The following is a 13156-nucleotide window of genomic DNA, read 5'->3' on the forward strand; positions in this document are numbered from 1 at the left end:
TTACAATGGAGAATATAGGCGAGCCGACAGCAATCGCCTTGCGCCCGTTCTCGGAAATGCAACGTTATTTTTGGCTTATTTTCCGCTAATTTCCGTTTTTGGGCCCCATTATATAATAAATTGTAAGCGATGAACAAGGCAAACTTTACTCCCAACGAGGAACACATCATCCAGGTGCTCCTCAAGAAGAACGGGAAGCTCGACGAGAGCATCCTGCGTAAAGCTATTGCCTTCATCGCCGACGCGCACGACGGGCAGTACCGCAAGAGCGGAATGCCCTACACCGAGCACCCGTTCGAGGTCGCGAAGATCCTCGCCGAACTGCAGCAGGACCAGCCGACGGTCCTTGCAGGCCTGTTGCACGACGTGGTGGAAGACACGCCGCACACGCTTGCAGAAATCGCGGCGGAATTCGGCGACGACACGGCGTTCATGGTGGACGCAGTCACCAAGATTACCGCGGCACAGGAAGAAAACAAGACCGCGCAGAAGGCGGAGACCTACCGCAAGCTTATCACCGCGATGGCGAAAGACCCGCGCGTCATCATGATCAAGATCGCAGACCGCATCCACAACATGCGGACGATGCGCTACATGAAGCCCGAGAAGCGCAGGGCCATCGCGCAAGAGACCTTGGACATCTACGTGCCCCTCACCCACAGGTTCGGTCTCTACAAGCTGAAAACCGAGCTCGAGGACCTGAGCTTCAAGTACGTAAATCCCGACGAATACCAGAAGATTGTCGACGCCCTTATCGAGAACAAGGCCAAGCGAGAAAAGTACGTGCAGTCCGTCATCGGGCCTCTGCAAATCAAGATGGCGCTCGAGGATTTCGACTGCACCATCCAGGGCCGCACCAAGAATATCTACAGCATCTACAACAAGATGATCAGTCGCGACTGCCAGTTCGAGGACATCTTCGACATCTTCGCGATCCGCATCATCGTGGAAACCATCCCCGAATGCTACCTCGCACTCGGCTACGTCCATAACCTGTGGACCCCGCTCCAGAGCCGCTTCAAGGACTACATCGCGACCCCGAAGCCGAACCTCTACCAGAGCATCCACACCACGGTCATCGGACCCGAGAACAAGATGGTTGAAGTCCAGATACGCACGAAGGACATGGACTTGACCGCCGAGAAAGGTTTCGCCGCGCACTGGGCCTACAAGCTCGAAACGCAACACGAGGGCGAAGAACTCGCCTGGCTCAACCACATGGTGAAGTTGCAGTCTGAAATTTCGGACTCCAAGGAATACCTCGACTTCCTTAAGGTCGACCTTAAGCCCGAGGGCATGACGGTGTTTACCCCGAAGGGCAACTCCATCGAGCTTCCCGAAGGCGCCATCGTCCTCGACTTCGCGTTCGCCGTCCACACGGAGCTCGGACTCCATTGCATCGGCGCCCGCATCAACGAAGAGGTGGTCAGCCTCGACCACGTGGTGACGCACGGGGCCACCATCCAGGTGCTCAAGAGCCCGAGCCAGGAACCAAGCCCCGAATGGCTCGACATCGTAAAGACCGTAAAGGCGAAGCAGGAACTGCGCCGCTGGATGAAGACCAGCATCACCAAGCAGGCTCGAAGCCTCGGCAAGGAAATTTGGACACGCGAACTGCGCCTTGCAAAAATCGAGAAGGACAAGCGACCTTCCGAGATGGACATCTGCAAGTACTTCGGCACTTTCAACCTCGACGACTTCTTCGAACGCATCGGCCAGGGCGAACTCCCACTCCAGGACATCCACCGGTTCATCACGGGCGGTTCGTCGCTTCCCAAGGAAATGGCGCTCCGGTTCTTCCCCACCTTCGGGAAAGACAAGAAAAACGACGTCCGCGACGAGATGCCGCTCCAGATTGGCCAGGAAACAAGCCTCGTCATCCACTTCGCCGACTGCTGCGCCCCTATCCCGGGCGACAAGATCGTGGGCGTCCTCAGGCCGCAGATGGGTATCGAAGTCCACAACATCACCTGCCCGTGCCTCAAGGACCTGCCGAGCGACCAGCAGATCGCGGTGGAATGGAGCGCCGACGTGACGCAGCCGTTCACCACGCACCTCACCATCGACACGGACAACCGCAAGAACATCACACTAGACATTTTGCAGGAACTGAAATATTCCGACCTCTCGCTCGACCGCATGAGCGTTGCAAGCGCGCAATCCTCCGGACGCATCCGCATGGAATTCAAGGCGTTCCGCAAGGAGCAGGTCGACGCCATCGTCACGAAGATTAAACAGATTTCGGGAGTCCGGGAGGTGTCCAAGACATGATTACCCCGCTGCACCATAGCGACTACACGCTCAAGAACCGCGCCTTCAGCTGCCGCATGCGCAACCGCTACTACGAGGAAGTCTACTATGCGTTCCGAGCAGTGATGCCGCTCGACTCGAAGGGAAACATCGACGGGTCGGCCATGAACGCCGAATGGTTCAAGAACCTCGCTCAGGAAATCAAGAGACTCGACCACGTGCTCATGACATGTCTCGAATATTCGCAGGCAGCCGTATTCTACGGCAAGGCGGACATCGCGACACTCTACTCCAAGGACAAGCGCTGGGGCATTCTGCAAGAAGAAATCTTCCTCGTGCACTTCTTGCAGGAACTGCTTTCCACCACGCGCTATATCATCGCGCGTCTCGAAACCGACCACATGTTGCAGCGCTGGAGCGGTTCCATGCAGGACATGAAGGCGAAGCCCATGAGCTCCGGATTCGTGAGTTCCATCCAGGAAAAGCTTACCGCCATGTCGGAGGCGACCATCGACGAGTTCAAGGACCTCTTCAAGCATATCATCGACCGTTTCCAGATCGGCAACCAGCTTTTCGGGACCGTGCAGGAACTGCAGAATTTCTATTAAGGACAACCCATGTCTGAATACATAATACTCTCCATTTTCCTTTTTCTTGGTGCGTTTATCGCGGCCGCGGCGACTGTCGTCGGTCTCCTGCTAGGCTACCGCACGAAGAATACGAAAAACAAGATGGCCCCCTACGAATGCGGCATGGAGACCATCGGAAACGCCCGCATCCAGTTCAAGGTGGGCTACTACCTCTTCGCGCTCCTCTTCCTGGTCTTTGACATCGAAGCCCTGTTTCTCTTCCCCGTGATGATGAACTTCAGGGAAATCATGGCTGGCCACACAGCGCTTTCACCGGTGATTGTCATCGCCGACCTCGCCATTTTCATGGCTATCCTCGTTTCGGGCCTCGCATACGCCTGGAAAAAAGGAATCCTCAAATGGGAATAATCAATTTCGCACCCAAGATACTCGACCCGATTCCCGGCGGCAAGTATGTCGTGAACGCTATCGACTACGTTGTCAACTGGGCACGGGCAAATTCTATTTGGCCCCTCACCTACGGCACGAGCTGCTGCGCCATCGAGATGATGTCGAGTTCCATGGCCCGCTACGACATCGCGCGTTTCGGTTCCGAAGTGTTCCGCGCATCGCCGCGCCAGGCAGACCTCTTCATTCTGGCAGGTACAATCACCCGCCGCATGGCCCCCGCCATCCAGATGCTCTGGGAACAGATTCCCGGCCCCAAGTACGCCATCGCGATGGGCGCATGCACTATCAGCGGCGGACCGTTCATCTATGACAACTACGCCGTCGTCCGCGGAGCGCAGAACCTGATTCCGGTCGACGTGTTCGTTCCCGGATGCCCGCCGCGTCCCGAAGCGCTTTTCCACGGGCTACTCACCCTACGCGAAAAGATTTTGAAGGAGACCTGCCGCAACCCCTGGCACGAAGGCCAGCCGAAAGACGTCTCCACCATGGACCGCTACCGCGAGGCCGCGAAGACATGGGCCGCCCTCGAAGAGATGAAGGACGAGGAGATGGCCGAGGCCCGTGCGAAGTTCAAGGAAGAGAATCCCGATTACAAGTCGAGCTTCAAGCCCATCCGCGTGAAGAAAGAAGACTTTCCCGAAGTGGAACGCAAGCCGTTCCGCAGGGTGGGCCTCACGCAGCTCGAGCTCTACCAAAAACTGCACGACAAGTTCCCCGGCATCACCTTCCACACCCACAGCGAAGATCCCATCGAGACGGTGCTTGCAAACGCGCCCGCCGACAGGCCGCTCGAAGTGATGGTGGAACCCGAGGACTATGTAGCCGTGACCGAATTCGTGAAAAACGATCCTGAATTCAAGATGGACTTCCTGATTGACGTGACAGCCATCGACTACGACGACCATTTCGACCTGGTGACACAGCTCCGGAGCCTACAAATCGGACACAAGATATTCCTCTGCGTGCAGCTGAAAAAGGACTTCAGCATTCCGGAAGAAAAGCGCGCGACATCGCTCCTGGCGAGCGTGCCTACAGTAAGCCATCTCTATCCCGCCGCAGAATTCAAGGAACGCGAAGTCTACGACATGTTCGGAATCAACTTCGAAGGCCACCCCGACCAGCGCCGCATATTCCTTGACAAGGATTTTGTCGGGTTCCCCCTGCGCAAGGACTTTACGCACCCGGAAATGATCAGGAGGCCCGTATGATCCAGCCACGTTTCTCGAACTTGCCTCCCGGATTCCGCATCCAGCGCGAAACCAATACCGAAGAATTCTTTATCAACATGGGGCCGCAGCACCCGAGTACGCACGGCGCACTCCGCCTTGCGCTACGCATGGACGGCGAAACCATCGTTGAACTTGTACCGCATTTCGGTTACATCCACCGCGGCATGGAAAAGCAGGCGGAATCGATGAGCTACCTACAGTACATCGCGCTTTCCGACCGCCAGGACTACCTCACCGCCATCCAGAACAACCTGGGTGTCGTCATCGCGCTCGAAAAGGGCATGAACGTGGGCGTCCCCGAAAAGGGAGAATACATCCGCGTGATGCTACAGGAACTGGGCCGCATCGCATCTCACCTCGTGTTCTACGGCTGCTTCGGCGGCGACCTCGGCGGACAGACATGCCTCCTCTTCGGGTTCAAGGAACGCGAGATGATTCACGACATCCTGGAAGAAGTGACAGGATCGCGCCTCACTACAAACTTCTTCAGGCCGGGCGGAAGCCGTTACGACGTGCCCGACACGTTCATTCCGCGCGTAAAAGCCTTCCTCGACCATCTCGAAGACGCCATGCGCGACTACGAGCGCTTCCTCTCGAAAAACATCATCGTGCTCGAAAGAAGCATCGGCATCGGAGTCCTCTCCAAGGAAGACGCCATCGCCTACGGATGCTCGGGGCCGGTACTGCGTGCAAGCGGAGTCGAATTCGACGTCCGCCGCGCAAACCCCTACAGCATCTACGACCAGTTCGACTTCGACATTCCCGTGTTCCATAACGGGGACTGCTACGACCGCTACAAAATCCGCATTGCCGAAATCCACGAATCCATGAAGATCCTGAGGCAGTGCATCGACAAGTTCCCGAAAGACGGTCCGTGGAGATCCAAGGAAAAGCCGGTGCGACTCCCCGTGGGCCGCTACTACAGCGAAATCGAGACGGCAAAGGGACTCTATGCGACCTACGTGGTCGCAGCCACCACCGGCGAGAAGCCCTACCGCATCCACACGCGAGGGCCCAGTTTCCCGCATATCGCCGCGCTCAACAAGATGGTGCAAGGCCACAAGGTTTCGGACCTCGTTACCATCATGGCGACCCTCGACCCCGTGATTCCCGAAATTGACAGGTAGTTTATGTTCGTTCCCTCCATTACAAACCCCGTCGGCGACTTTGTCCGCGAAATGGTCCCCAGGCTCGCGGAATACCTGCCCGCTAGCATCCAGAGCGATACGCTCAACAGCATCGTCGCCTTCCTGGTGAATGCGCTCATCTGCGTCATCGCCGTCTGCGCGGTAAACATCGGTTCTGCCCCGATCCTCATCTACATGGAACGCAAGGTGTGCGCCCACGTGCAATGCCGCCTCGGCCCCATGCGTCTCGGCTGGCACGGAACCATCCAGACCATCGCCGACGTGCTCAAGATGCTCTTCAAGGAAGTGTATGCCCCGAGCGGTGCAGACAAATTGATGTTCTACCTCGCCCCGCTCATCGTCCTTATCGCCCCCTTCATCGTATGCGCGCTCATCCCCTTCGGTCGCGACCTCGTCGTTGCGGACGTCTCGATGGGAATCCCGCTCATCATCGCGGTGAACGGATTCGGCGTGTTGGGTATCTTGCTCGGCGGCTGGAGCAGCAACAACAAGTACTCCCTGCTCGGCGCCCTCCGCAGCGGCGCCCAGATGATCAGCTACGAAATCTCGTTCACGATGATCCTCCTGTTCGTCGTAATGATTTCGGGTTCCACGAACCTCATGAGCATCACGCTCGGCCAAGAAGGCACCATTTCCGACTGGTGGATCTTCAAGATTCCCGTCCTCGGCATCATCGCCTTCATCCTCTTCTTCATTTCTTCGACCGCCGAGATGAACCGCGCGCCCTTTGATATCGCCGAAGCGGAGCAGGAACTCACAGGCGGATACCACACGGAATACAACGGCACGCCGTTCGCCATGTTCTACCTCGCCGAATACATCGCGCTCGTCACGAACTCGGCTCTTGCCACCACGTGCTTCCTCGGCGGATTTTTACCGCCCTGCATCGGAGTCGCGTTCGTGGACAACTATCTCAACATGGTCCCCGGCGTCGTGTGGTTCTTCGCGAAAGTCTTCTTCATGATCTGGTGCTACATGATGGTCCGCTGGACGTTCGTGCGTCCGCGCGTCGACCAGCTCATGGATTTCGAATGGAAGTTTTTGTTGCCCGTGAACCTCGTGCTGCTCATTGCCGGCGCGGCATACATCGTGGTCTGTGGTTAGGCGGGAGTTTGCTATGCAAGAGAATATTACCTTACTACAATATTTCAAGCGCTACTTCAAGCGTTGCATCACGGGGCCGTGGAGCCTCATGTGCGGGCTTTCCGTTTCGCTCAAGTATTTCTTCGACCCGAGGCGCATCGTCACCGAACAGTACCCCGAGAACAGGAAGACTCTTCGGATGCATCCGCGCTACCGCGGACGCCTCGAAATGATCGAGGATGCAGACGGGAACAACCATTGTACCGCCTGCGGCATGTGCGAACGCGCCTGCCCGAACGCATCCATCAACGTGCTCTCGACCAAGAATATCGCGGGCAAGAAGGTGCTGGGCCGCTACGTGTACCACTTCGCGAGCTGCACCCAGTGCGGGCTCTGCGTCGAAGCCTGTCCGTTCGGCGCCATCCGAATGAACCAGGATTTCGAGGTCGCAACGACGGACCCGAATACTCTCGAAATGATCTTGAACAAGAAGGAGGGACAAGGCTAATGTTCCCGAACCTGAATTTGCCCGGCCTGCAGTTGCCGGACCTTCCGCTAGCCTTCCCCATGGGAGGCATGGACATCGCGTTCTACGTGGTCGCAGCCGTAATGCTCTTTACCGCCATCTGCACCGTCGCCGTGAAGAATATTCTGCAGAGCGCCGTGTTCCTGATTTTCAGCTTTGTCGCGACAGCCATCCTCTACCTGCTCTTGCATGCGGAATTCATCGCACTTGCGCAGGTGATGGTCTACGTGGGTGGTGTCGTCATCTTCGTGGTGTTCACCATCCTGTTGACAAGCCACTTGGGCGAAGACGCCTTCGCCACAAAAATCCCGCGCGTATTTGCCGCATTCGCGCTTTCCATCGCTTTTGTACTCGTGATGGTCAAGTGCATCTTGCCGACGCCCGAACTTGCAAGCGGCGCCGTCAGTTCCCCGGAAAACTACTCCGGGCTTGAACCCATCGCGATGAGGCTTCTCGGTTACGGACCCGACGGATTCATTATCCCGTTCGAGGTGGTGAGCATCCTTCTTCTAATGACGCTCATCTGCGCCATCACTGTCGCACGCAAGAGCAAGGACGAAGTCGAAAAAGAAAAGGCGGTGCAACAATGAACTTGATGAACTGCCTGATTCTTGCCTTCCTGCTGTTCGGTATCGGAGTCTGGGGCCTCATGCGCAGGCGTCACCTCATCGGCATGCTCATTTCCATCGAGCTCATGCTGAACGCAGCAAACATCAACTTTATCAGTTTTGCCTACTTTACCGCGCACGACGCAACGGCTGGTGCGCTCTTCAGCATTTTCGTCATCGCCGTGACGGCCTGCGAAATGGCAATCGCGCTTGCTATCATCGTCACCATGTACCGTCGCCACAAGAGCCTTGACGCCGACCAGTTGAGGGACCTCCATGATTAACGACATCACCCTCTCCTACCTCATTTTCCTACTCCCGCTTCTGACATTTGTCGTAAACGGGCTTTTCCTCGGCAACCGAAACGCGAAGGCCGCGGCCGCATTCGCCATCGCATGCAACGGCATTGCCGCGGCATCGGCCATCACGGTCGCCATCCACTACTTCACCTCGACATACGCCCCGCAGAAGGCAACGCTCTTCGAGTTCAACTTCCTCCCGTTCGCAGGCGACCTCGTCGCAAAAATCGGGATGCTTGTGGATCCGCTCTCGGTGATGATGCTCGTGGTCGTCACGTTCATCAGCTTCATGGTGAACATCTACAGTCTGGGCTACATGCGAGAGGACCGCGCGATGGGCAGATTCTTCGCCCTGCTTTCGCTGTTCAGCTTCAGCATGCTCGGGCTCGTCGTTGCGACCAACCTCTTCCAGATGTTCATCTTCTGGGAGCTCGTGGGCGTTTCCAGCTACCTGCTCATCGGTTTCTGGTACCACAAGCCCTCCGCGGTAAGCGCCTCCAAGCAGGCGTTCATCCTCACGCGATTTGCCGACAGCTTCTTCCTGCTCGGCATCGTGCTCGTAAGCTACGTAATCGGGAGTTTCGATTTCTCGACCATCAACTCCCTTTCACTCTCCGACTTCCGCTCGGGAACAATCAACCTCGGGCTCATCGAGATGTCGCAGGCAAGCGCGCTCGTCCTCGGTTCAATCCTCATCTTTACCGGCGGCTGGGGCAAGTCGGCCATGTTCCCGATGCACATCTGGCTCCCGAACGCGATGGAAGGCCCGACACCCGTCTCTTCCATCATCCACAGCGCAACGATGGTAGTCGCGGGCGTATACCTGGTCGCCCGACTCTTCCCGTTCTTCGCTGCATGCGGGGATTCACTCACGCTCATCATGTGGGTAGGCGCCTTCACGATGGTGTTTGCCGCCGTCATAGCCTGCACGCAAAAGGATATCAAGCGAATCCTCGCCTACTCCACGCTATCGCAGCTCGGCTACATGATGTTCGCTCTCGGAGCATGCAAGATCGGCCAGGCCGTGTTCACCACGGGCTGGACGGCATCGACCTTCCACATCTTCACGCACGCCTTCTTCAAGTGCAGCCTGTTCCTTATCGCGGGCAGCCTCATCCACCAGGTGCATACGAACGACCTCGATGCGATGGGTGGACTCCGCAAGAAGATGCCAGTCACCTACATCTGCACCCTCATTTCCGTGCTCGCGATTTCGGGAATTCCGCCGTTCTCCGGTTTCTTCTCGAAGGACGAAATCATCCTTGCCGCCTTCCAGGGCCAACATTATGCGGTATTTGCGCTCGCCCTCCTTACGAGCGGTCTCACCACGTTCTACATGTTCCGCCTGTTCTTCCTCGCCTTCCACGGAGAACCGCGCCATGAGGGCGTTCGCGCAGGCCATGTGCACGAAGATTTTGCAATGACGCTCCCCATTGTCGTATTGGCCGTTCCCGCACTCCTGAGCGGTCTCCTCGGCAAGGGACTCTTCGAAAAGTACTTCACGCCGGGAAATCTGCACGTTCCCGTGATGCTCAAGCTCGCCCATGCGGAGTGGATACCGTTTGTCGCCGTAGCAGTCGCCATTATCGCACTCCTTATCGCCTGGTTCCTCTATGCAAGTCCGAAGGCGAAAATAGAACGCGCGCTCGACGAGACGAACCGAAGCGGCATCTACAAGGTCATCTACCACAAGTTCTATTTCGACGAGATGTACTACACCGTCGTGCGCCAGTTCATTTTCGGCGGCATCGCACGGGTGGCACGCGCCTTCAACGATTACGTCATCGAAGGCCTGCTCGCATTTTCTGTCTGGTTCATCCACAAGCTGGGCGACCTTGTGCGCACGGCACAGGCGGGCTATCTCCCCTTCTACCTCGGCACACTGATTGTGGGCGTTCTCCTCTGGCGTTTCTTCGGCCAGCTTCCCCTGTAGGTGCAATATGGATACAATACTTTTTAACCTCATCTGGGTCATCCCGCTCGTCACGGTTCTCGCCTGCATTCCCATTCCGGCGGCTCGCGAAAGGTTGCTCCGCGGAATCCACACCGCCTCCGCGACCCTCGTTCTCGGCATCGTCTGCTACCTCACCTTCCGCGTCTACGCCATAGGAAGCGTTTCCGCAAACGAAGTCGCGGCACCGCTCCTGCTTCGGTTCTTTACTGACATTCCCTGGCTTTCGATGTTCAATGCCCACTATATAGTGGGGGCCGACGGCCTCAACATGCTGCTGCTCGCGCTCACCGCGTTCATCGTATGGGCAGGAGTCCTCGTAAGCTACAGGATCAAGGGCAACCAGAAGGTATTCTTCGCGCTCATCCAGATTCTTGCAACGAGTGTCTACGGCGTATACATGAGCTTCGACCTCGTGCTGTTCTTCGTATTCTACGAGATGGAAGCGCTCTGCATGTACCTGATGATCGCCTGCTACGGCAGCGGCAAGCGCGACTACGGTGGCAAGAAGCTCACCTTGACGCTCGCATTCGGATCTTCCATGATTCTCGCGACCCTCTTCGGACTCTACTTCGAAGGCGGCGTAAACAGCTGGAGTATCATGGAGCTTTCCAAGGTGACACTCCCGATGGAATTCCAGATGTGGGCCTTCCCGCTCATGTTCATGGGATTCGCCGTATCGAGTTCCCTGTTCCCATTCCACTTCTGGAGTCCGGACGGCCACTCCGCCGCCCCGACGGCCGTCTCCATGCTCGCCGCCGGCGTGATGATGAAGATGGGAGCCTACGGATGTCTCCGCGTCGCCATGTTCCTCATGCCCGAAGCGGCAAAGATTTGGCTCCCCTACGTGGTGGCGCTCCTCATCTTCAACGTGGTTCTCGGCCCCTTCATCGCGCTCCGCCACAAGGATCTCAAGTACATCACCGCCTACAGTTCCATCAGCCACCTGGGCCTCATCTTCTTGGGCCTTGCGGCACTTACGCCGGTCGGCCTGCGCGGCGCCAGCCTCCAGATGATTTCGCACGGATTCCTCACGGGCCTCTTCTTCGCGACCATCGGCATGATCTACGAACGCACGCACACCCGCGACATCACGCAGATGGGCGGCATCATGCGCAAGATGCCCTTCCTCGGCGTCGGTTTCGTACTCGCAGGCTTTGCGGGCCTCGGACTGCCGGGATTCAGCGGGTTTATCGCCGAAAGCACTATCTTCATCGGCGCCTTCCAACAGGATTCGACCCTCACGCGCATCGTCACGATTCTCGCTATCCTCTCCATTACGACGACCGCTGTCTACATCCTGCAGACGGCTAACCGCATGCTCCACGGCCCGCTCCCGCAAAAATACGAGAGTCTCACCGACGGATGCTTCCGCGAAAAGCTCGTCATCGTCGTGCTTGTCGCATGCCTCCTGTTCATCGGCATTTGCCCCGGCTGGATTTCCGACATGCTCGACTGGAGTATCGCCCCGATATTTGCAAAGATTTCTGCAGCCACCCAGCCCGTCATCGGCGGGATTGGAGGTTAAACCATGTTCGATTTTTCAACGTCACACTTTCTTATTCCCGACCTGCTGTTGCTGATTTTCCCGTTCATCGTCATCGGGAGCCGCCTCTTCTGCAACGCGCAATCCAAGATGCCCTGGCGTATCGCAAATTTCGGTTTCATCGCCATTTTCATCTTGCTGAACTTCATCCCGCTTGCTAGCGGCGAAGGCCGGTTCTTCATCAGCAACTGGCGTATCGACGACTTCGGCGTACTCATGCGCGAGGTGCTCCTCGTGAGCGCCATTCTCGGCATGTGGTTTGCAAAGGACTACTTCGAGCACGGAGCCGACGGCAAACCGCAGATGCACCAGATTGCAGAATTCATCGGAGCCATCGCATTCGCGACCTTCGGCGGCGTGACCGTCGTTTCGGCATGCGACATGCTCACCTTCTTCCTCGGCCTCGAAATCGCGACCATCCCGATGTATGCGCTCACCGCCTGGAACAAGAAGGACCAGCTCGGAAGCGAAGCGGCCACCAAGTATATCCTGATGGGTTCCGTCGCCACCGCTTTCGAACTGTTCGGATTCAGCTACCTCTACGGTTTCGCAGGCTCTCTCCACTTTAGCGAAATCCAGACCGCCGTGGCATCTGGCACAAGCCCGCTCCTTTGGGTTGCCGTACTCTTCCTCTTCTGCGGAATCGGATTCAAGCTCACGCTGTTCCCCTTCTACACCTGGGCCCCGGACGTCTACGAAGGCGCGCCGACTCCCGTCACAGCAGTCCTTTCCGTCACCTCGAAGGCAACCGCCATCGCATTCCTCGTGGTGCTCGTTTTCGGCCCCCTCGCCCCCATCCAGGAACAGATAGCACCACTCATTGCGCTCCTAGCCGGCACCACGCTCTTCGTGGGTAACCTTGGCGCCCTGAAGCAGAGCAGACTCCGCAGGTTCATGGCCTACAGTTCCATTGCACAGGCGGGCTACATCATGGTCGCCCTCCTCGGCCCTGCCGCCACGGCAAAAACGGCCATCATCTACTACCTGTTCGTCTACGCGGTCTCGAACTACCTCGCATTCTTCGTGTTCGGCATCATCGGGCACCACCGCGAAGAGACTTTCGCTTCGTTGCGCGGTCTTTCGAAGCAGAACCCGAGCCTCGCCATCTCGCTTGCGATTTCGATGTTCAGCCTCGCCGGCATTCCGCCGCTTGCGGGATTCTTCGGCAAATTTCACCTGTTCTACAGCGGAGCCTCTACCGGCCACTACATGCTGGTCGCCTTCGCCGTCTTGAACAACGTTCTCGCTCTGTTCTACTACATACAGCTTATCAAGAGCGCCTGGGTCGACGAGCCCGACGGACACCTTACACCGCTACGCCTCACGCGTCGTCAACGCGCAGTCATCGTGGCACTCAGCATCGCCGTCGTAGCGCTCGGATTCCTGCCGTTCCTGAGCAACAACATCGTCGCGGGATTCAGCTTCTAGAATTCCAGCAACAAATTACACCAGCCGCAGGACTATACCTTCTGCGGT

At 57.3% G+C, this 13156-nt stretch carries 12 protein-coding genes; all 12 read left to right on the forward strand.

The features are described 5' to 3' along the window. Window positions 1-129 precede the first annotated feature (129 nt). The 12 genes from B2952_RS03560 to B2952_RS03615 are packed head-to-tail and all read left to right on the forward strand — an operon-like array spanning window position 130 to window position 13108. On the forward strand, window positions 130-2271 hold the full coding sequence (locus B2952_RS03560; RefSeq protein WP_290728711.1) for a RelA/SpoT family protein: 2142 nt from the start codon (window positions 130-132) through the stop codon (window positions 2269-2271). Further along, window positions 2268-2858, forward strand: coding sequence for a hypothetical protein (locus B2952_RS03565; RefSeq protein ID WP_173382528.1), 591 nt, complete (start codon window positions 2268-2270; stop codon window positions 2856-2858). Before B2952_RS03560 ends, B2952_RS03565 begins: the two co-directional genes overlap by 4 nt. A 9-nt stretch (window positions 2859-2867) precedes the next feature. Then, a complete protein-coding gene (locus tag B2952_RS03570; protein WP_173365872.1) occupies window positions 2868-3248 on the forward strand; it encodes an NADH-quinone oxidoreductase subunit A in 381 nt (126 codons plus the stop codon). Continuing rightward, a complete protein-coding gene (gene nuoB / locus B2952_RS03575) occupies window positions 3239-4498 on the forward strand; it encodes an NADH-quinone oxidoreductase subunit NuoB (protein WP_290733744.1) in 1260 nt (419 codons plus the stop codon). The genes B2952_RS03570 and nuoB overlap by 10 nt, the downstream gene beginning before the upstream one ends. Beyond that, window positions 4495-5646, forward strand: coding sequence for an NADH-quinone oxidoreductase subunit D (locus tag B2952_RS03580; RefSeq protein ID WP_173382530.1), 1152 nt, complete (start codon window positions 4495-4497; stop codon window positions 5644-5646). The genes nuoB and B2952_RS03580 overlap by 4 nt, the downstream gene beginning before the upstream one ends. 3 nt (window positions 5647-5649) lie before the next feature. Continuing rightward, on the forward strand, window positions 5650-6771 hold the full coding sequence (locus B2952_RS03585) for a complex I subunit 1/NuoH family protein (RefSeq protein ID WP_173382531.1): 1122 nt from the start codon (window positions 5650-5652) through the stop codon (window positions 6769-6771). 13 nt (window positions 6772-6784) lie between these two features. Further along, window positions 6785-7258 (forward strand): 4Fe-4S binding protein, encoded by a 474-nt coding sequence (locus tag B2952_RS03590; RefSeq protein ID WP_173365876.1) that lies wholly within the window; start codon window positions 6785-6787, stop codon window positions 7256-7258. Next, the gene (locus B2952_RS03595) at window positions 7258-7866 is read left to right on the forward strand and encodes an NADH-quinone oxidoreductase subunit J (RefSeq protein ID WP_290733743.1); all 609 of its coding nucleotides are present in this window, start codon (window positions 7258-7260) and stop codon (window positions 7864-7866) included. The genes B2952_RS03590 and B2952_RS03595 overlap by 1 nt, the downstream gene beginning before the upstream one ends. Continuing rightward, window positions 7863-8168: an NADH-quinone oxidoreductase subunit NuoK gene (nuoK, locus tag B2952_RS03600; protein WP_173365877.1), complete on the forward strand. Its 306-nt coding sequence runs from the start codon at window positions 7863-7865 to the stop codon at window positions 8166-8168. The genes B2952_RS03595 and nuoK overlap by 4 nt, the downstream gene beginning before the upstream one ends. Next, window positions 8161-10116: an NADH-quinone oxidoreductase subunit L gene (gene nuoL / locus B2952_RS03605; RefSeq protein WP_290733742.1), complete on the forward strand. Its 1956-nt coding sequence runs from the start codon at window positions 8161-8163 to the stop codon at window positions 10114-10116. The genes nuoK and nuoL overlap by 8 nt, the downstream gene beginning before the upstream one ends. Before the next feature lie 7 nt (window positions 10117-10123). After that, the gene (locus B2952_RS03610; RefSeq protein WP_290728705.1) at window positions 10124-11662 is read left to right on the forward strand and encodes a complex I subunit 4 family protein; all 1539 of its coding nucleotides are present in this window, start codon (window positions 10124-10126) and stop codon (window positions 11660-11662) included. A gap of 3 nt (window positions 11663-11665) precedes the next feature. Continuing rightward, window positions 11666-13108, forward strand: coding sequence for an NADH-quinone oxidoreductase subunit N (locus tag B2952_RS03615; RefSeq protein WP_173382534.1), 1443 nt, complete (start codon window positions 11666-11668; stop codon window positions 13106-13108). Window positions 13109-13156: the final 48 nt, after the last annotated feature.

The sequence above is a fragment of the Fibrobacter sp. UBA7003 genome, from assembly GCA_002449765.1.
In the GTDB taxonomy this organism is placed as follows: Bacteria; Fibrobacterota; Fibrobacteria; order Fibrobacterales; family Fibrobacteraceae; genus Fibrobacter.